The sequence below is a fragment of the Pseudomonas sp. ChxA genome, from assembly GCF_030263855.1.
GTDB lineage: Bacteria > Pseudomonadota > Gammaproteobacteria > Pseudomonadales > Pseudomonadaceae > Aquipseudomonas > Aquipseudomonas fluorescens_CB.
The window spans coordinates 5,270,578-5,287,350 of sequence record NZ_JARPMK010000001.1 but is presented as its reverse complement, the minus strand read 5'-3'; the positions used below and the strand labels follow the sequence as shown (position 1 = coordinate 5,287,350).

General features: G+C 59.8%; 19 protein-coding genes and 1 pseudogene. 11 read left to right on the top strand and 9 right to left on the bottom strand.

Going from position 1 to position 16,773, the window contains the following annotated elements; genetic code table 11:
- Window positions 1–13: 13 nt before the first annotated feature.
- On the bottom strand, window positions 14–739 hold the full coding sequence (locus tag P5706_RS23680) for an ABC-2 transporter permease (protein WP_285682125.1): 726 nt from the start codon (window positions 737–739) through the stop codon (window positions 14–16).
- Window positions 736–1,662: pseudogene (locus P5706_RS23675) on the bottom strand (ABC transporter ATP-binding protein). The gene P5706_RS23680 and the pseudogene P5706_RS23675 overlap by 4 nt, the downstream one beginning before the upstream one ends.
- Window positions 1,663–1,900: 238 nt before the next feature.
- Here P5706_RS23675 and P5706_RS23670 point away from each other — a divergent pair.
- Window positions 1,901–2,959, top strand: a complete 1,059-nt coding sequence (locus P5706_RS23670; RefSeq protein ID WP_285682123.1) for a hypothetical protein — start codon at window positions 1,901–1,903, stop codon at window positions 2,957–2,959.
- Between the two features lie 126 nt (window positions 2,960–3,085).
- Complete coding sequence (gene greB, locus P5706_RS23665) at window positions 3,086–3,559, top strand: transcription elongation factor GreB (protein WP_056857197.1); 474 nt, start codon at window positions 3,086–3,088, stop codon at window positions 3,557–3,559.
- A 43-nt stretch (window positions 3,560–3,602) separates the two neighbouring features.
- On the opposite strand, the gene P5706_RS23660 is transcribed toward greB, so the two are convergent.
- Together P5706_RS23660 and P5706_RS23655 are read right to left on the bottom strand one after the other, a co-directional pair.
- Window positions 3,603–6,113, bottom strand: a complete 2,511-nt coding sequence (locus P5706_RS23660) for an ABC transporter permease (RefSeq protein WP_285682121.1) — start codon at window positions 6,111–6,113, stop codon at window positions 3,603–3,605.
- Window positions 6,113–6,796, bottom strand: a complete 684-nt coding sequence (locus P5706_RS23655; protein WP_017136140.1) for an ABC transporter ATP-binding protein — start codon at window positions 6,794–6,796, stop codon at window positions 6,113–6,115. The genes P5706_RS23660 and P5706_RS23655 overlap by 1 nt, the downstream gene beginning before the upstream one ends.
- A 10-nt stretch (window positions 6,797–6,806) precedes the next feature.
- Between P5706_RS23655 and P5706_RS23650 the strand changes: the two genes are divergently transcribed.
- From P5706_RS23650 to P5706_RS23640, 3 genes are all read left to right on the top strand, one after another.
- On the top strand, window positions 6,807–7,412 hold the full coding sequence (locus P5706_RS23650; RefSeq protein WP_200432786.1) for an arylesterase: 606 nt from the start codon (window positions 6,807–6,809) through the stop codon (window positions 7,410–7,412).
- Window positions 7,413–7,470: 58 nt separating this feature from the next.
- Window positions 7,471–7,761 carry a hypothetical protein gene (locus P5706_RS23645; RefSeq protein ID WP_017136142.1) on the top strand — a complete coding sequence of 97 codons (291 nt, stop codon included), beginning with the start codon at window positions 7,471–7,473 and terminating at the stop codon, window positions 7,759–7,761.
- Window positions 7,762–7,854: 93 nt separating this feature from the next.
- Window positions 7,855–8,826, top strand: coding sequence for a L,D-transpeptidase family protein (locus P5706_RS23640; protein ID WP_200432785.1), 972 nt, complete (start codon window positions 7,855–7,857; stop codon window positions 8,824–8,826).
- A gap of 134 nt (window positions 8,827–8,960) precedes the next feature.
- On the opposite strand, the gene oprI is transcribed toward P5706_RS23640, so the two are convergent.
- Window positions 8,961–9,212, bottom strand: a complete 252-nt coding sequence (gene oprI / locus P5706_RS23635; protein WP_003172710.1) for an outer membrane lipoprotei OprI — start codon at window positions 9,210–9,212, stop codon at window positions 8,961–8,963.
- A 622-nt stretch (window positions 9,213–9,834) separates the two neighbouring features.
- Here oprI and P5706_RS23630 point away from each other — a divergent pair.
- Window positions 9,835–10,116 carry a GNAT family N-acetyltransferase gene (locus P5706_RS23630; RefSeq protein WP_003233387.1) on the top strand — a complete coding sequence of 94 codons (282 nt, stop codon included), beginning with the start codon at window positions 9,835–9,837 and terminating at the stop codon, window positions 10,114–10,116.
- Window positions 10,117–10,224: 108 nt separating this feature from the next.
- On the opposite strand, the gene P5706_RS23625 is transcribed toward P5706_RS23630, so the two are convergent.
- Complete coding sequence (locus P5706_RS23625) at window positions 10,225–11,301, bottom strand: 3-deoxy-7-phosphoheptulonate synthase (protein ID WP_200432784.1); 1,077 nt, start codon at window positions 11,299–11,301, stop codon at window positions 10,225–10,227.
- 130 nt (window positions 11,302–11,431) lie between these two features.
- A complete protein-coding gene (locus tag P5706_RS23620; protein WP_285682117.1) occupies window positions 11,432–11,866 on the bottom strand; it encodes a PilZ domain-containing protein in 435 nt (144 codons plus the stop codon).
- Between P5706_RS23620 and P5706_RS23615 the strand changes: the two genes are divergently transcribed.
- The 5 genes from P5706_RS23615 (at window position 11,865) to cysB (ending at window position 15,762) form a co-directional block, all read left to right on the top strand.
- Window positions 11,865–12,251: a YbbN family protein gene (locus P5706_RS23615; RefSeq protein ID WP_200432782.1), complete on the top strand. Its 387-nt coding sequence runs from the start codon at window positions 11,865–11,867 to the stop codon at window positions 12,249–12,251. The two genes, P5706_RS23620 and P5706_RS23615, sit on opposite strands and share 2 nt — an antisense overlap.
- A complete protein-coding gene (locus tag P5706_RS23610; RefSeq protein WP_200432781.1) occupies window positions 12,248–13,201 on the top strand; it encodes a putative 2-dehydropantoate 2-reductase in 954 nt (317 codons plus the stop codon). The genes P5706_RS23615 and P5706_RS23610 overlap by 4 nt, the downstream gene beginning before the upstream one ends.
- A gap of 16 nt (window positions 13,202–13,217) precedes the next feature.
- Window positions 13,218–14,135, top strand: coding sequence for a 5'-nucleotidase (locus P5706_RS23605; protein ID WP_285682114.1), 918 nt, complete (start codon window positions 13,218–13,220; stop codon window positions 14,133–14,135).
- A gap of 48 nt (window positions 14,136–14,183) precedes the next feature.
- Window positions 14,184–14,684 carry a universal stress protein gene (locus tag P5706_RS23600; RefSeq protein ID WP_065929725.1) on the top strand — a complete coding sequence of 167 codons (501 nt, stop codon included), beginning with the start codon at window positions 14,184–14,186 and terminating at the stop codon, window positions 14,682–14,684.
- A gap of 103 nt (window positions 14,685–14,787) precedes the next feature.
- Entirely contained in the window at window positions 14,788–15,762 is a 975-nt protein-coding gene (cysB, locus tag P5706_RS23595) for an HTH-type transcriptional regulator CysB (protein ID WP_003189876.1), read from the top strand.
- Between the two features lie 131 nt (window positions 15,763–15,893).
- On the opposite strand, the gene P5706_RS23590 is transcribed toward cysB, so the two are convergent.
- Both P5706_RS23590 and P5706_RS23585 read right to left on the bottom strand, forming a co-directional pair.
- The gene (locus tag P5706_RS23590; RefSeq protein ID WP_285682111.1) at window positions 15,894–16,376 is read right to left on the bottom strand and encodes a GreA/GreB family elongation factor; all 483 of its coding nucleotides are present in this window, start codon (window positions 16,374–16,376) and stop codon (window positions 15,894–15,896) included.
- 12 nt (window positions 16,377–16,388) lie between these two features.
- A complete protein-coding gene (locus P5706_RS23585) occupies window positions 16,389–16,757 on the bottom strand; it encodes a hypothetical protein (RefSeq protein WP_200432778.1) in 369 nt (122 codons plus the stop codon).
- Between the last annotated feature and the right edge of the window lie 16 nt (window positions 16,758–16,773).

Genomic DNA, 16,773 nt, shown 5'->3' with positions numbered 1-16,773 from the left:
TTTGCTTTCCTTCTCAACTGGTTTTGTAGTTGAGCGTGACTGTGGATGCCGAGAGAAAGGCAAGGATCATGCTGAGGTAGTACAAGCCGTCATGCAGTGTCAGTTTGCCGTTGTCGATAGCGCCGAAACGCGAAATCGGGTTAATCGAGACCAGGCTGTCCAGGACCCAGATCGGCGCCTGATGCTCAAGTGCATCGAGAACCGATGAAAGTCCGCTGACTGCCAGTAACATCACCACCGTTATCAGGAAGACAGCCAAACGTTGGTGGGTCAGGGCAGACGTAAAGCATCCGACGGAAAGATAAGCGCCGGCCAGCAACCAACTGGCTAGAAACTGTGACGCGATAACACGGTTGTCGGCGGTGCCGAGGTAGTTGGCGAGGATTACCAGTGGGAAAGTAAGCAACAATGCGATACCGCACACGACCCACGCAGCCAGAAACTTTCCGATGACCCGCTCTGCGCTGGTGATGGGCAGGGTTTTCATCATGTCGCGCATGCCGGCGTGGTGTTCGTCCGACCACAATTGTGTCGACAACATGGGAATCAGCAGCAGGTAGAGCCAAGGGTGCAATTGGAAAAACACCAGCAGGTCGCCGCTGTCCTGTTCCAGCCACTTGCTTGTGTACAACCCCAAGGTGGCGCACAACACTAGAAACGCGGCAATACCGAGGTACGTGCTGGGTGTACAGGCATAACTGGCCAGTTGGCGCTTGAAAATGACAGGCAACAGTTTCAAAGAGTGACCTCGTGGCTCAGGTGCTGAACGACTTCGTTCAGGCGACCTGGCTCCAGATTCAGTGACGTTATGTTCCAGCCGCGGCTGGCGATAAGTGCATTGATATGGGGGTAGATGGCGTGCCCGGGCATGGCCAGAACCGTCACGGTGCCGGGCGAGTGCCGGTCCTCTTCGATACCTGCCACGCCGGGTAATACGGCAAGGGCGAGTAAATCCAGGGGTGTTTCTGCCGCCAGCGTGACAGCGCGGTAATGCCGGGAGTTGCGCTGCAAGTCGGGCAGCGGGGTATCTGCCACAAGGTGCCCACCGGCGATAACCAGAGCGCGCGTGCAGAGGCCGGACAGGTGGTCACAGTGCCGGGAGGCGATGATGACGGCCATGTCTTCGGTCAGCGCCTGGATAAGTAGCTTGAACCTGAGCAACTGATCCGGTGTGAGCCCCTCGGTCGGCTCATCCAGCAACAGCAGGCCGGGGGCGTGCAGGATCGCCTGGGCGATGGCGACTCTGCGTTTCAACCCGATCGAGAGCATAGCAATCGGTGTATCGAGCACCCGTGACAACTCAAGGCGCATGGCGGCCCGATCGACACGGCTGCGTTTTTCGGCACCACTGAAGCCGCGAACAGCGGCAATGAAATTGAGCACGCCTTTGACCGTCAGTGTCTGATGGCTGAAGCCGCCCTAGAGTTGATAACCGAGGTTTTTTTGCGCCTGCAGTGGCTGCGTCTGAGTGTTGAAGCCCTGTACCGTCACATGCCCCGCAGAAGGTTTGGCGAGCCCGGCTATCACGTTCAGTAGTGTGGTCTTGCCTGCGCCATTCTCCCCAAACAAGCCTATGCATTCCTGGCGTTGAGCACAAAATGAGACATTAGTGATGACGTTTCTTTTACCTAAACGCTTTGTCAGGCTGCTTAACTCGAGCATCTTGTTACCGAATAAGTTTTGCGAGGCGTAGGAACATTTACCGTCATGTACGGTGAGCGCCAGGAAGGTTACGTTTAATCATTGGACTTGGGAACGTGGGGACATGTTTATCAGATAAGTCCTACGCCGCATCGCCTAACTTGCTGAAACAATTGCGTTGTTCCGAGGCTTGTTAACGGTCAGGTGTTTATCTGGCGTTTATATAAGGTTTACTCTTTCGCAATAAGGCCTGAATATCATGATGCTTCTTCGCACGCTTGTTCTTGAACGCAGCGGTCAGGACACGCCGATCAACGGTGCACTACTGTGTGGGTTTGCCGTTGCACAGATCGATTCAAACTTTCTGGTCTATAGCCTGGATGAAGAGACCGAACCTGGTAACTCCAGGGTCTATATCGCGGCGCTCCGTAAGAAAATTGATCGGTATTTCCTGGGTGGGGTCGAGTCCAAGGAAGACCTGCAAGTTGCTATGCAAGTGTTCAAGCAGATCCTGATGGCGGCGGCGGCCTCCGGCACCAAGACCGGCGCTGTTAGCGAATCTTCGATCCCTTTCCATTTCATTGATTTGAAAGGCTGCAAGTTGCCGCCCGCCAGACCGGAAGATCATCATTCAGTGATCATCAAGAAGGGTTTGGTCATGAAGGTCATTACCCTGGGCATGTCTGCGCCCGCACTACCGGCCATCGAAAGTGCTTCGTTGATCGTGCCTTCGATTCGCTTCTCGTCGCAGATGATTGCCCCGCCCAGGCCCACGAACCCGGCCGACTCCGCTGAGCCAACGGTTTCCGAGGCGCTCAAGGCGCAACCACTGGAGGCACCCGTCGCGGTTGCTCAGGAGCAGGTATTGGAGCCGGAACCAGAGCCTGAATCAGAGCCAGAACAAGAGCCAGAGCCGGAACCGGTCCAGCTCAGCGCGCCGCCGGTTCAGGTTGAGCCGGCCGCGCCTGCACCGCGCCCATCTGCGCCGCAGATGGAACATGCCTCGTTGGTTGAGGTAGACAGCACGTTGACCAGCCTGGCCAAGGTCGCCCAAGAGCTGTCGCAACAGCAGCAAGTGGCAATCGAGCGAGAGCAGAAGCTTGAGCAGTGGCAGGCGCGACTCGAACAGGAGCAACGCGAATTGGAAGAAAAGAGCCGGGAGTTGCAGCAGCACACCCTGCAGTTGCAGGCGCGAAACCTTGAGGTTGGCCAGAAGGCTGAAAAATTGACGCTGGCGCTGTCGCATGTATCCGGGATACGCGAGCGTCTGCAAGGTGTGCTCCTGGAGTTGGATCAAACCCTGGATGGCCAGGCGTGAAGCTGATGTGCTCTATGGTCTGGCTACTTTTCAGGGTTCATTTATCATCAACCCCAGCCGGCCGGCGCCAGGGCATGACGCCTTGGCGTATCGGCACCATTGGACACTGTCTGGGGATGCACGCGTTTGAGTACCAAGCTGATTACCAAAGAAGGTCATGAGGCGCTGAAAAAAGAGCTGGATTACCTGTGGCGTGAAAAACGTCCGGATACTACCCGCAAGGTGACTTGGGCGGCGTCCCTCGGTGATCGCAGCGAGAACGCGGACTATCAATACAACAAGAAACTGCTGCGTGAGATTGATCGTCGTGTGCGTTACCTGCGCAAGCGCCTGGAAGACATGCGGGTGGTGGAGTACATGCCCGAGCAGGAGGGCAAGGTGTTTTTCGGCGCCTGGGTCGATATCGAAAACGAGCAAGGCGAGACCAAGCGGTTTCGGATCGTTGGCTATGACGAAATTTATGAGCGCATGGATTACATCTCCATCGACTCCCCGATGGCCCGGGCGCTGCTGCGCAAGGAAGTTGACGATGAAGCCATGGTGCAGACGCCGACCGGCGAGGTGTGCTGGTGGATTACGGGTATCGAGTATGTGAAGTAAAGGCTGGCCGACACGCCGTCGGGCGTGCTGGCCAGCGCGGGTTTCAACCTTCGCGTAACACCGTCAATGGGCTGGCATTCAACGCGCGACGCGTACCGAATACACCAGCGCCGCCGATCAGCACGGCACCGATCACCGGCAGCAATAGCAACCATGCGTGCGGATGCCACGCCAGGTCAAAGGCGTAGCGGTACAGCACCCAGGTCACCAATTCGGTGCCCAGGGCTGCCAGTAAGCCGCTTACCGCACCCAGCAAGCCGAACTCGATCCGTCGCGCCTTGACCAGCAACTTGCGCTCGGCCCCCAGCGCACGCAACAGCGCGCCTTGGCGAATCCGCTCATCCAGGGTGGCCTGCAGGCCCGAGAACAACACAGCCATGCCCGCCGCCAGCACAAACAGCAACACGTACTCCACCGCCAGGGTCACTTGGGCGAGGATGCTGCGCAGCTGCTCCAGCAAGGCTTCGACCTGCAGGATAGTGACGGCCGGGAACGCACGGGACAGGTCGACGATCTGCTGGTCATGCCCGGGTGCCAGGTAGAAGCTGGTCAGGTAAGTGGCGGGCAGGTCCTTCAAGGTGCCGGGCTGGAAGATCATGAAGAAGTTGGGCTGGAAATTGTCCCAGTTGATGGTCCGCAGGCTGGTGACCCGTGCTTCGCGGTTCTCGCCACCGACGGTGAACACCAGGTGATCATCGAGCTTCAGCTTCAGGCTTTCAGCGACCTTGGCTTCCACCGACACCCCCGGGATGCCATCGCCCGGTTGCTGTGACCACCAAGCGCCTGCGGTGAGGACGTTGCCCGGTGGCAGGTCAGCGGCCCAGGTCAGGCTCAGGTCGCGCTGCACGGCGCGGTCACCACTGGAGTCCTTGCTGACAATCTCCTGCACCGGCTCGCCATTGATGCTGATCAAGCGGCCCGGCACCACCGGGTACAGCGGCGCCGCTTGCGCTTGCAACTCCAGCAGGCGCGCGCCAAAGGCGTCTTTGTCGGCCGGCAGGATGTTCAGGGCGAAATAGTTGGGAGCGTCCTTGGGTAGCTGGTTTTGCCAGGTGTCGAGCAATTCGCCGCGCAGCAGGGCGATCAAACCCATGGACAACAGGATCAAGCCAAACGCCAGGGACTGGCCGGCCGCCGCCAAGGGGTGGCGCAGCAGTTGGCCCAAGCCCAGGCGCCAGGGCAGCGAGGCGCGGGCCAGTAGCCGGCGTAGGCTTTGCAGCAACAACAACAGCAGGCCGCCGAGGATCAGCGCGGCCATCACGCCACCGCCGAGCAACGCGAAGGTCAGCACCAGATCGAGGCTCAGGCGCCACATGATCAGACCAAGGGCGAACAGCGCCGCGCCATAGACCATCCAGGTGCTGGAAGGGATCGGCAGCATGTCGCGCCGCAATACCCGCAGCGGCGGCACCCGGCCCAGCGCTGCCAAGGGTGGCAGCGCGAAGCCGGCGAGGGCGACCAGCCCGGTGCCGATACCCGCCACCGCCGGCAGCAGCCCGCCGGGCGGTACGTCGGCGGGCAGCAGGTCATGCAGGAAATAGAACAGGCCAAATTGCGCCAACCAGCCGAGCACGGCGCCGGTGAGGCTGGCCAACAGTCCCAGTACGCTTAATTGCAGGCTGAACAGCAGCATTGTTTCGCGGCGGGACAAACCCAGGCAGCGCAGCAGCGCACTGGCGTCGAAGCGGCGACTGGCAAAGCGGTTGGCCGACAGCGCCACGGCCACGCCGGCCAGCAACACTGCCACCAGGCTGGCCATGTTCAGGTAACGCTCGGCCTTGCCCAGGGCTCCGCCGATCTGCTGGTTGCCGTCACGCGAATCCTGTAAGCGCTGGTTGGCGGCAAGGCCCGGCTTGACCAGGTCGCGATAGGTTTGCAGTGCCGTGCTGCCCTGGGGCGCACGCCACAGTTCGCGGTAGCTCACGCGGCTGCCGGGTTGCACCACGCCGGTGGCGTCCAGGTCGGCGAGGTTGATCATCACCCGCGGCGTGAGGCTGTAGAAGTTACCGGCGCGGTCGGGCTCGTAGGTCAGGATGTGCGTCAGCCGCAGGGTCTTCATGCCCACGTCGATGCTGTCGCCGACTTTGAGGTCCAGCGCGGTCAGCAGCCGTGCTTCCACCCAGGCTTCGCCGGGTTTGGGGCCGCCTCCGGCGGTTTCTGCGCCGAAGGGCTCAGTGGCGCTCTTGAGTTCGCCGCGCAACGGGTACTGCTCGTTGACCGCCTTGATGCTGGAGAGTTGGATGCCGTTATCGGTCGCGATAACGCTGGAGAACTCAACAATGCGTGCGTGGTCCAGGCCCAGTTCGGTCCCTGACCTTATTTGCTCGGGGCGGGCCGGTGAGCTGCCTTCGAGCACCAGGTCGGCACCAAGGAATTCGGTGGCCCGCAACAGCATGGCGCCGTTGAGGCGTGCGCCGAAGTAGCCGATAGCGGTGCTGGCCGTAACCGCCACCAGCAGGGCGAAAAACAACACGCGCAACTCACCGGCGCGGGCGTCGCGCAGCAATTGGCGCATGGCAAGGCTGAACAGGCGCAACAGCGGCAAACGTGCCATCAAGGCTCCAGGGGCGCGACCATCAGGCCGGCTTCAAGGCGGATCAGGCGTCGGCAACGGTGGGCCAGGCGCTCGTCATGGGTGACCAGCACCAGGGTCGTGCCGCTCTCTTTGTTGAGTTCGAACAGCAGGTCACTGATGCGCTCGCCGGTGTGGCTGTCGAGGTTGCCGGTGGGTTCATCGGCAAACAGCACATCCGGTTCGGCGGCAAAGGCCCGGGCGATGGCGACGCGCTGTTGCTCGCCACCGGACAGCTGGCGCGGCGAATGGGTCAAGCGTTGGCCCAGGCCTACCCGTTCCAGCAGGTGGGTGGCGCGCTCGCGGGCGTCCTTGCGGCCGTCCAGTTCCAGCGGCAGCATGACGTTTTCCAGGGCGTTGAGGCTGTCGAGCAATTGGAATGACTGGAAGACAAACCCCACGTGCTCTGCGCGTATGCGCGCGCGCTGGTCTTCATCCAGGGTGCTCAAGGCTTGGCCTGCAAGCGTGACCTCACCACTGCTGGGCAGGTCGAGGCCGGCCAGCAGGCCGAGGAGGGTGGATTTGCCGGAACCGGAGCTGCCGACGATAGCCAGGCTATCGCCCTTGTTCAGTTCCAGGCTCAGTTCGTGCAGGATAGTCAGTTCACCTTCCGCGCTGGGAACCACTTTGCTAAGGTTTCGCGCGGTGAGAATGCTTGCGCCCATGGAGAATCCGATGCGAATGTGGTTTTTGAGTGCTGGCCTGGCCTTGATGTGCATGGCCCAGAACGCAGCGGCGGGTACAGTCCTGATCGTTGGCGATAGTATCAGTGCCGGTTTCGGGCTGGATACCAGCAAAGGGTGGGTAGCGTTGCTGGGACAACGGCTCAAGAGCGAAGGTTTCGACGATAAAGTGGTCAATGCCTCCATCAGTGGCGACACCAGTGCCGGAGGCTTGGCGCGGCTGCCGGCGGCGCTTGCAGAGCATAAACCGGATGTGGTTATTCTCGAGTTGGGCGGCAATGATGGCCTGCGTGGGCAGCCACCAGCGCAATTGAAACAAAATCTTGCGTCGATGATTGACCAGTCCAAGGCCGGTGGCGCCAAGGTGCTGTTGCTGGGCATGCAGTTGCCCCCTAACTACGGCCCCAAATACACCACGGCGTTTGCCGAGGTCTACGGTGCCTTGGCCAAGGAAAAAAACATCCCGCTGGTGCCGTTTTTCCTTGAAGGCGTGGGTGGTCATCCCGAGTTGATGCAGGCCGATCAGCTTCACCCGGCCGTCGGTGCACAGGGCAAGTTGCTGGAAAATGTCTGGCCGACGCTAAAACCGCTGCTATGACGCTTTTCTACCGGCAGGCTTTCGGCTAAGGTGGCGCCCCCCCGATCTGGAGCCCCCGATGTCGCGCCCTGCCTGGTCCCTGTTCAACTACCAACTGATCGAGCCTGACGAGCAGCTGGATCTGTTCGCCTGCCAGGAAGTCCGGGTGCATCTGGTCGCGCGTCAACTGGAGTTGGGTGGCTCGATCGACCGCACGCTCTGCGGCACTTTATTGCCGGCGCAACCACGCTGGTCATCGGTAGATCGTGCGATCTTCCAGGACCAGCGCCTGTGCCCACTGTGCCGGGCAATTCTCGAATCGCAAAAGCGCGGCACGCCGCTGATCTGGCCAGAGCTGCGCTTTGAATAATTGAAGCAGCTGCAAGCTTCTAGCTATAAGCTGTAAGCTTGCTGCTTGCGGCTCGTTTTTTACCTACCCGTCGTTCTGCGAAGGATTTTCCGGATGTTGTCGCGCCTTTCCGTCGTTACCTGCTGCCTGTCTCTTGCTGCCCTGTGTGCAGCTGGTTCGGCGTCAGCCTTGCAGTTGCCCTTGCCCCCGCCGGGTGAAGACATCGTCGGTCAGGTCCAGGTGATCAAGGCCAAGTACGAAGACACCTTTGCCGACCTGGGCACCACCTATGACCTGGGCTATTCGGAAATGGTCGCGGCCAACCCCGGTGTAGATGCCTGGTTGCCCGGTGCGGGCACCGATATTGTGCTGCCTACGCGCTTTATCCTGCCGCCCGGCCCACGCGAAGGCATCGTGATCAACCTGGCGGAATACCGGCTTTACTATTACCCCAAGGGCCAGAACGTGGTGTACACCTTCCCGTTGGGCATTGGTCGTGAAGGCTGGGGTTCGCCGGTCGCGCACACCACCATCACCGGTAAGATCCCTAACCCGACCTGGACCCCGCCGGCGTCGATCAAGGCCGAGCACGCCGCCAATGGCGACCCGCTGCCCAATGTGGTGCCGGCCGGGCCGGATAACCCGCTGGGGCCATTCAAGTTCACCTTGGGCACGCCGGGTTACCTGATCCACGGTTCGAACATGAAATTTGGTATCGGCACGCGTACAAGCCATGGCTGCTTCCGCATGTTCAACAACAACGTGCTGGAGATGGCCGACATGGTGCCGGTCGGCACATCGGTGCGCATCATCAACGATGCCTACAAGTTCGGCAGCAGTGGCGGCAAGGTCTACCTTGAGGCGCATACGCCGTTGAACGACGATGGCACGCCTTCGGTGGTCGACAAGCACACCGCCGTCATCAATGCCCTGCTCAAGCGCGAAGACCTGGCCAACAACTTGCGCGTCAACTGGGATCAGGTACGTGACGTGGTGGCCGCCGAAGATGGCCTGCCCACCGAGATTGGTGTACCGGGTGCCAATACGCCGGTGGTGTCCAGCACGCCGGTCGATCTGCAGCAATAAAGCTGTTGATCAAAAGCCCGCCAAAGCCTTGCGCTATGGCGGGCTTTTTATTGCGCTGGATTCAGGGCTGAATTGCAGGCAATAAAAAAGCCGATCCAAGAATGGATCGGCTTGATAACAACCCCGAGGGATTATTACTTGCGGCTTGCTTTTTCAAGCATGCGCAGAGCGCGCTCGTTAGCTTCGTCAGCAGTCTGTTGTGCTTTTTGAGCAGCAGCCAGAGCTTCATCAGCTTTACGGTAGGCTTCGTCTGCACGAGCCTGGGAGCGAGCTGCTGCGTCTTCAGTTGCAGTCAGACGAGCTTCGGTTTCTTTGGAGACGCTGCTGCAACCGGTAGCCAGAACTGCGGCCAGAGCCAGAGCAGAGAATTTCAGAACGTTGTTCATCGTGTTCCCCTTCAAGGACTTTCTATTAAATGGCTACTTTCTCAGGGTGAGCTGATAGCCGGCGTACATACTACTCATTACTTGTAGTAAGTAAACTGACGTAGCGCAAGAAGCAAAAAAAATTCTTGTGCCGTATCTATTTTGGCTAATCTTTTGGAGGTTTGTATAAAAACCGCTCAGGAATTTTCATTTTGTCGGGAACTGGATCCAAGCTGAGAGGTCCGGCCAGCCTGTGTCAGGCTGGGCAAGCAGGTGTAGATTTATATATCTACGATGACACTTTTTTTCAGTGGGTCTTTGCCTGGTCCGGCATCTTTTGCGTATGTAGCCGCATCTAGAGGTGACTTTAAGAGCGGCAGTTCGTCTCAAGCTTCAACTGCCGGCAATGTTCAGGCTATCGATCATCGATTGATCGAAGCCCTTTCTGTAACCACCAGCGGCCGGGGATGACGAGTGCGCCTTGAGCTATTGCAGCATTGGTGCCTACTATTCTCTACGTGCTGGTTGTGAGCGCTATAGGTTTTCTCGTTGTCGAAAGCGGCACGGGGTGGCGTAGATGTTCCTTCGCCGGAAAAACATCGGTAAGGTAGGGGTCGAGATCCAAGACCCGCGAGGAGTAGTGATGAGCGAGGCGTTGTCCATCCACCATGACCAGGCTGGTCATCAGTTCGAGACCAATGTGGACGGTCATCGTGCCTATCTGACCTATATGGACCTGGGCAAGCAGACCCTGGACATCTATCGCACCTTCGTGCCCAACGCATTGCGCGGACGCGGCATTGCTGCTGCGTTGACCGAGGAAGCGTTGAAGTTCGCCGAAGAGTCCGGGTACACCGTGATTCCCTCGTGCTCTTACGTAGAGCGCTACATGGAGCGCCATCAGCGCCATGCCGCGAAGCTCTGAATATTGAGTGAGGCGGGACGCGGAGCGTCCATGGCTGCATTCCCACGCAGAGCGTGGGAACGATCAACGCCGGGCTTAGCCCGGCGTTTTTGTGTGTGCAGTTTAAGGTCAGGTGCGTTTGCGCTTGGGCAACACGTCCTTGAGCTTGGCATGCATGCTGCGAAGGGTCGTCTCGGTGGCGGACCAGTCGATGCAGGCATCGGTGATCGACACGCCGTATTGCAAGTCGGCCAGGTCTTTTGGAATCGACTGGCAACCCCAGTTCAGGTGGCTCTCGACCATCAAACCGATAATCGACTGGTTGCCTTCAAGAATCTGGTTGGCGACGTTTTCCATCACCAGCGGTTGCAGGGCCGGGTCTTTGTTGGAGTTGGCGTGGCTGCAGTCGACCATGATGTTTGGCTTGATCTTGGCCTTGTTCAGCGCCTGTTCGCACAGCGCCACGCTGACCGAGTCATAGTTGGGCTTGCCGTTGCCGCCACGTAATACCACGTGGCCATAGGCATTGCCCTTGGTGGTGACGATGGACACGCCACCTTCCTGGTTGATGCCCAGGAAGCGGTGCGGGCTGGACACCGATTGCAGGGCGTTGATCGCAACCGTCAGGCCGCCATCGGTGCCGTTCTTGAAGCCCACGGCCGAGGACAGGCCGGACGCCATTTCGCGGTGGGTCTGGGACTCGGTGGTACGTGCGCCGATGGCCGACCAGCTGATCAGGTCCTGCAGGTACTGCGGGGAGATCGGGTCCAGCGCTTCGGTCGCGGTCGGCAGGCCCATTTCGGCCAGGTCCAGCAGCAATTGACGACCGATGTGCAAGCCGTCCTGGATCTTGAACGAGTCGTCCAGGTACGGGTCGTTGATCAAACCTTTCCAGCCGACGGTGGTGCGTGGTTTCTCGAAATAGACGCGCATCACCAGGTACAAGGTGTCGGACACTTCAGCCGCCAGCACTTTAAGGCGCTCGGCGTATTCGTGGGCAGCCTTGAGGTCGTGGATCGAGCAAGGGCCGATCACTACAAAGAGGCGGTGGTCGGTGCCGTCGAGAATTTCGCGGATGACTTCGCGGCCCTTGGTCACGGTCTGCAGGGCAGCATCGCTCAAAGGGATTTCGCGCTTGAGCTGATCAGGGGTGATCAGGGTCTCGTTGGATTCGACGTTAAGGTCATTGATCGGTAAATCAGCCATCGTGTTACTCGCCAGGGTCACGGGTGCCGGCCGCCAGCTATCCCCGTGCGGCGGGCACAGCATGATTTGAATGCAGGGGGGAGGAACCTTAGCGCGTAACACGGGGCCGCGACAATGGGCAAAGCCGGCTTTAATCCAGCACCGGCGCCACAAAGGTGTCGAGGGCGAACTCACTGGCATGGCGCGAGACCCACTCACGGGCCAGGGTCTCGAGCTGGGCAGGGGTTGGCTCGGTGGCTTCGTGCAGGCGGCAGTAGCGTTCGATCTGGCACACTTGCTCGCCCATGCGCGCACCGAACAAGGCATGTTCATCGGTAAAGGAGATGCCGATGCGGTAGCCGTTTTCGACTTTGCGACACCAGGCTACATAGCCCGGATAACGGGCGCTGGCGCCCAGTGACGGGATGCGCAGATCAACCGCCGTGCCCTGGCGCCAGGCACGCGGGCAATTGCAGGCGACGCCGCCCAGGCCGATAGTGTGCAGGCGTTGGCGGGGAATAGCTGGGGCGGGACGTTGGATTAACTCGACAGCGACATCATCAGGGTGAGGTAAAAAACGACCCATGTACACGGACTCCGAGCACCGTCCAATTGACGGCAGTGGCAGCAGTATAGTGAAGGAACTGGAATTGACCGACCTGGATATTGACCAGCAATTGCTGGGATTGCCAGGTATTTCGCTGCTGGTGTTTACCAGCGTAGGCTGTTCCAGTTGCCGTTGGGCACGCCAGCAACTGCCGGGCTGGACGTTGCCGGTCGAGCGCGTGTGCTGGGTGGACGCCGGGCACAACGGCGGGGCGGTTGAACGCTACCAGATCTTTCATTTGCCTGCGTTGTTCCTCGTGTGCGAGGGTCAATTCCTTGGGCAGCTACAGGCGCGTCTTACTCAGACCGAGCTTACAGATGCGATTAATCAAGCACTTACCCGTACTCCAGAGGATTTGCCATGACAGCACAGTCGCCCCGCATCGGCATTATCGGCACCGGTGCCATCGGTGGTTTCTACGGCCTGATGCTGGCGCGTGCCGGGTTCGATGTGCACTTTCTGTTGCGCAGTGAATATGCGGTGGTCGCCGATCAAGGCCTGCACCTCAACAGCACCTTGCATGGCAAGCTGCACCTGCACCCGGTGCAGGCCTATGCCCAGGCTGCCGATATGCCGGCGTGCGACTGGCTGCTGGTCGGCACCAAATCCACCGGCAATGTGGAGCTGGCCCCAACCCTTGCCCAGGTCGCCGCACCGGGCGCCAAGGTCGTGCTTCTGCAAAACGGCCTCGACGTCGAAGACAGTCTGCGCGAACACCTGCCTGCGTCGCTGCACCTGTTGGGTGGCCTGTGTTACATCGGCGTGCATCGTTCCGGGCCGGGTGTCGTCGAGCATCAGGCGTTGGGCCGGGTGAATCTTGGCTATCACAGTGGCACGGCGGCCAATGATGAGGCACGCCAGCAAGCCATTGTCGAAGAGGGCGCCGCGCTGTTTCACCAGGCCGGTATCGAATCCCAGGCGATGGCCAATGTACACCAGGCCCGGTGGCATAAATTGGTCTGGAATGTGCCGTTCAATGGCCTCTCGGTGTTGCTGGGCACCGGCACCAGCGCAATGATGGCCGATGAGTCCAGTCGCGAACTGATCCAGGCCTTGATGACCGAAGTGGTACAGGGCGCCCACGCCTGTGGGCATGAAATTCCCGGCAGTTACGTCGAGCAAATGCTCACCATGACCGACACGATGGCTGACTACCTGCCCAGCATGTACCACGACCACGTGCACAAACGCCCGCTGGAACTGGCGGCAATCTACGCCCGGCCATTGGCCGCTGCCAAAGCGGCGGGCTGTGAATTGCCACGCATGCAGGCGCTCTACCAGGCCTTGAGTTTTATTGATCGGCGCAACCGCTGATTTGGGGAGAAACACCATGGCGAAAGGATTGGGCGACAAACTGGTGCTGGCGATTTCGTCACGGGCACTGTTCGACCTGAGCGACAGCCACAAGGTCTACCTGACCGAAGGGGTCGAGGCTTATCGCAAATACCAGATCGAACACGAGGAAGAAACCCTCGAACCCGGCGACGCCTTCCCGCTGGTCAAGAAGCTCTTGAGCCTCAACGCCAGCCTTGGGCGTGCCCGCGTCGAAGTGGTATTGGTCTCACGCAACAGCGCCGATACCGGTTTGCGCGTGTTCAATTCGATCCAGCATTACGGCCTGGATATTTCCCGCGCCGCTTTCGTAGGCGGGCGTAGTCCCTATCCTTATTTGGCCGCGTTTGGTTGCCATCTGTTTTTGTCCACCCATGCTGAAGATGTCCGCAGCGCCCTGGATGCTGGTTTCGCTGCGGCGACGATTCTGTCCGGCGGCGCGCGCCGGGCATCGAGTGAAGAGCTGCGCATTGCATTCGACGGCGATGCGGTGCTGTTTTCCGATGAGTCCGAGCGCGTGTATCAGGTCGGTGGGATAGAGGCGTTTCATGCCAGCGAGCGCGAGTCGGCACGCGAGCCTTTGCACGGCGGCCCGTTCAAGGGCTTCCTGGCGGCGCTCAACTTGTTGCAGCGCGAGTTCACGGACGAGGCCTGCCCGATCCGCACCGCCCTGGTCACTGCGCGTTCGGCGCCGTCCCATGAGCGGGTGATTCGCACCTTGCGCGAATGGGACATCCGCCTGGATGAGTCACTGTTCCTTGGCGGCCTGGAGAAATCCGCGTTCCTGGAAGCGTTCGCCGCCGATGTGTTTTTCGATGACCAGGCCGGTCATTGTGAGAAAGCCAGGGAGGTGGTGACCACCGGGCATGTGCCCCATGGCATCAGCAATGAGTTGAAAATCCAGACCGAGAGCTAGCTGCTAAGCTCAATCAATCCCCGCCATCCTGGCAGTCCAGGAGGTTCTATGATTCGTTCGATGCTGTATGCCACGGACCTCGGTCTGTATGCGCCGTATGTCATGCAACATGCGCTGGCGCTGGCCCGAACGTTCAAGGCGGATTTGTATGTGATCCATGTGGTCGAGCCGATTGGCTTGTTCGCCGAATCGGTGCTGCAGAGCTACCTTGATGAGAAGGCCCTGAGCGAATGGCAGAGCCAGGGCCTGAACACGGTGATGGCGACCATCGAGCAACGGGTGCTCGACAGTTTTCGCGAGGAGTTGGGGGAGGGCGAGCAAGACTTGCAGTTGATTCGCTCGGTGCGCGTCATCCAGGGGGACCCGTGCGAGGTGATTCTCGACCAGCTGCGTAAACTTTCCGTTGACCTGTTGATCGTAGGAAGTCATAGCCACGCAACTGCGGCCGCCACACCGCTTGGGCGCACAGCGGCGCGGGTGCTGCAGTTGGCGACAGTGCCGGTTTATATGGTGCCGTCGTTGCAGCGTCGACGCAGTGATGATGCGTGATTGGTAAAAACGATAAAAAGTTCTAGATTTATCTGTCTGACCTTTAATATAGTTATATACCGTCGCTGATACCCGTGGCGTCTATCCGCTTTGAGGGACATATATGAAGCTTCAACAACTGCGCTACATCTGGGAAGTGGCGCACCACGACCTCAACGTTTCCGCTACCGCTCAAAGCCTTTACACCTCGCAACCCGGTATCAGCAAGCAGATCCGCCTGCTCGAAGACGAGCTGGGCGTCGAAGTGTTCGCGCGCAGCGGCAAGCACCTGACCCGCGTTACCCCGGCCGGTGAGCGCATCATCACCACCGCCGGCGAGATCCTGCGCAAAGTCGAAAGCATCAAGCAGATCGCCCAGGAATTCTCCAACGAGAAGAAAGGCACCCTGTCGATCGCCACCACCCACACCCAGGCACGTTATGCCTTGCCGCCGGTGATCCGCGATTTCATCAAGCAATACCCCGATGTCGCCCTGCACATGCACCAGGGTTCGCCGATGCAGATCGCCGAGATGGCCGCTGACGGCACCGTCGATTTTGCCATCGCCACCGAAGCCCTCGAGCTGTTCGGCGACCTGGTGATGATGCCGTGCTACCGCTGGAACCGTTGCGTGGTTGTGCCTCAGGGCCACCCGTTGGCCAAGCTGCCGAAGCTGACCCTCGAAGCCCTGGCTGAATACCCGATCGTCACTTACGTGTTCGGCTTTACCGGCCGTTCCAAGCTCGATGAAGCCTTCAGCCATCGCGGCCTCACGCCGAAAGTGGTGTTCACCGCCGCCGACGCCGACGTGATCAAGACCTACGTGCGCCTGGGCCTGGGCGTCGGTATCGTCGCCAAGATGGCGGTCGACACCAACCTCGATAAAGACCTGGTCGTGCTCGACGCCAGCGAATTGTTCGAGTCCAGCGTGACCAAGATCGGCTTCCGCCGCGGCACTTTCCTGCGGGGCTTCATGTGCGACTTCATCGAAAAGTTTGCGCCGCACCTGACCCGTGAAGTCATGGCCAAGGCGATCCAGTGCCACAATAAGCAGGAACTCGAGGAGTTGTTTGACGGCGTTGAATTGCCCGTCCACTGATATTGCCTGACGGTGAGGGCGAGCTTTTAGTGGCGAGGGAGCTTGCTCCCGCTCGGGTGCGTAGCGCCCGCAAGTTTTTTGGGGCTGCTACGCACCCCAGCGGGGGCAAGCTCCCTCGCCACAGGAGTGGTTTATTTGGCCTCGGTAACCGTAAAGTGTTGCCGGGCGCCCGCCACCAGAATATCCACCTCATCACCTTCGAACTTGCCCAGCAGGCTTTTGCCCAAAGGCGAGCGCGGGGTGATGACGGTCACCGGCTGGCCCACCACATCCACTTTCAGGCCAGCTGCATCCGGCGCCAGGAACAGCCACTGCTGGCGGCCATTCTCGTCTTCCAGGCCCAGTAGCGTGCCGACCTCTATCCCGCGTTGATCATCGTAGGCGCGTAGTTGCAGGTTCTGGCACAGGGCCAGCGCTTGCTTGATCTCTTCGACGCGCTTGGCTTGCCCGGCCGCGAGGTAGGAAGCTTCCAGCCCCAAGGTGTCGTATTTGTTTTCCGCGATGTTTTCTTCATGGGTCGCGGTTTCGTAGGCGGTCTGCGCAGCGCGCTGGGCGATGTCGAGGTCGACGCTGAGTTTTTCCAGGATCAGTTGGTGAACGGCATGTTTATTCATGGGTGTGCTGGGTCATTCGCAAAATTGCAGGACATTCGCCTTGCTCTTTTCATTGGGCGCGTTCTGGTCTTGTTGCAGCCAGAACTGGCATTTGGGGTTGGACAGGTTGCGCGCATTGTTGCGCGCCTGGTCCAGGGTTTGTTGCTGTTCCTGTTTGCGCAGGTTCTCGGTGTATTGCTCAAACATTCGGTTCGGCGGCTCCGGTGCCACAGCCGCCGGTTTTGCCAATTGTTGAACCGCCTGAGCCACGGGAGCGAAGCTTTGCGGGAACAGGTAGCGCGAGGCCAGCCAGGCGGTCAGCACAATGGCGATAAACCCCAGCCACAGGCCAAAAGCCACGGCAGCACTGAGCTTGAACAGCGACAACGGACGTTCAGACATGATGGCCTCCTGGCGG

Excerpts from the sequence above, each read along its gene's own strand:
- P5706_RS23670 (WP_285682123.1), top strand. The coding sequence starts at position 1,901 with ATGATGCTTCTTCGCACGCTTGTTCTTGAACGCAGCGGTCAGGACACG.
- P5706_RS23660 (WP_285682121.1), bottom strand. The coding sequence starts at position 6,113 with ATGGCACGTTTGCCGCTGTTGCGCCTGTTCAGCCTTGCCATGCGCCAA.
- P5706_RS23655 (WP_017136140.1), bottom strand. The coding sequence starts at position 6,796 with ATGGGCGCAAGCATTCTCACCGCGCGAAACCTTAGCAAAGTGGTTCCC.
- P5706_RS23650 (WP_200432786.1), top strand. The coding sequence starts at position 6,807 with ATGCGAATGTGGTTTTTGAGTGCTGGCCTGGCCTTGATGTGCATGGCC.
- P5706_RS23645 (WP_017136142.1), top strand. The coding sequence starts at position 7,471 with ATGTCGCGCCCTGCCTGGTCCCTGTTCAACTACCAACTGATCGAGCCT.
- P5706_RS23640 (WP_200432785.1), top strand. The coding sequence starts at position 7,855 with ATGTTGTCGCGCCTTTCCGTCGTTACCTGCTGCCTGTCTCTTGCTGCC.
- oprI (WP_003172710.1), bottom strand. The coding sequence starts at position 9,212 with ATGAACAACGTTCTGAAATTCTCTGCTCTGGCTCTGGCCGCAGTTCTG.
- P5706_RS23630 (WP_003233387.1), top strand. The coding sequence starts at position 9,835 with ATGAGCGAGGCGTTGTCCATCCACCATGACCAGGCTGGTCATCAGTTC.
- P5706_RS23625 (WP_200432784.1), bottom strand. The coding sequence starts at position 11,301 with ATGGCTGATTTACCGATCAATGACCTTAACGTCGAATCCAACGAGACC.
- P5706_RS23615 (WP_200432782.1), top strand. The coding sequence starts at position 11,865 with ATGTACACGGACTCCGAGCACCGTCCAATTGACGGCAGTGGCAGCAGT.
- P5706_RS23620 (WP_285682117.1), bottom strand. The coding sequence starts at position 11,866 with ATGGGTCGTTTTTTACCTCACCCTGATGATGTCGCTGTCGAGTTAATC.
- P5706_RS23610 (WP_200432781.1), top strand. The coding sequence starts at position 12,248 with ATGACAGCACAGTCGCCCCGCATCGGCATTATCGGCACCGGTGCCATC.
- P5706_RS23605 (WP_285682114.1), top strand. The coding sequence starts at position 13,218 with ATGGCGAAAGGATTGGGCGACAAACTGGTGCTGGCGATTTCGTCACGG.
- P5706_RS23600 (WP_065929725.1), top strand. The coding sequence starts at position 14,184 with ATGATTCGTTCGATGCTGTATGCCACGGACCTCGGTCTGTATGCGCCG.
- cysB (WP_003189876.1), top strand. The coding sequence starts at position 14,788 with ATGAAGCTTCAACAACTGCGCTACATCTGGGAAGTGGCGCACCACGAC.
- P5706_RS23590 (WP_285682111.1), bottom strand. The coding sequence starts at position 16,376 with ATGAATAAACATGCCGTTCACCAACTGATCCTGGAAAAACTCAGCGTC.
- P5706_RS23585 (WP_200432778.1), bottom strand. The coding sequence starts at position 16,757 with ATGTCTGAACGTCCGTTGTCGCTGTTCAAGCTCAGTGCTGCCGTGGCT.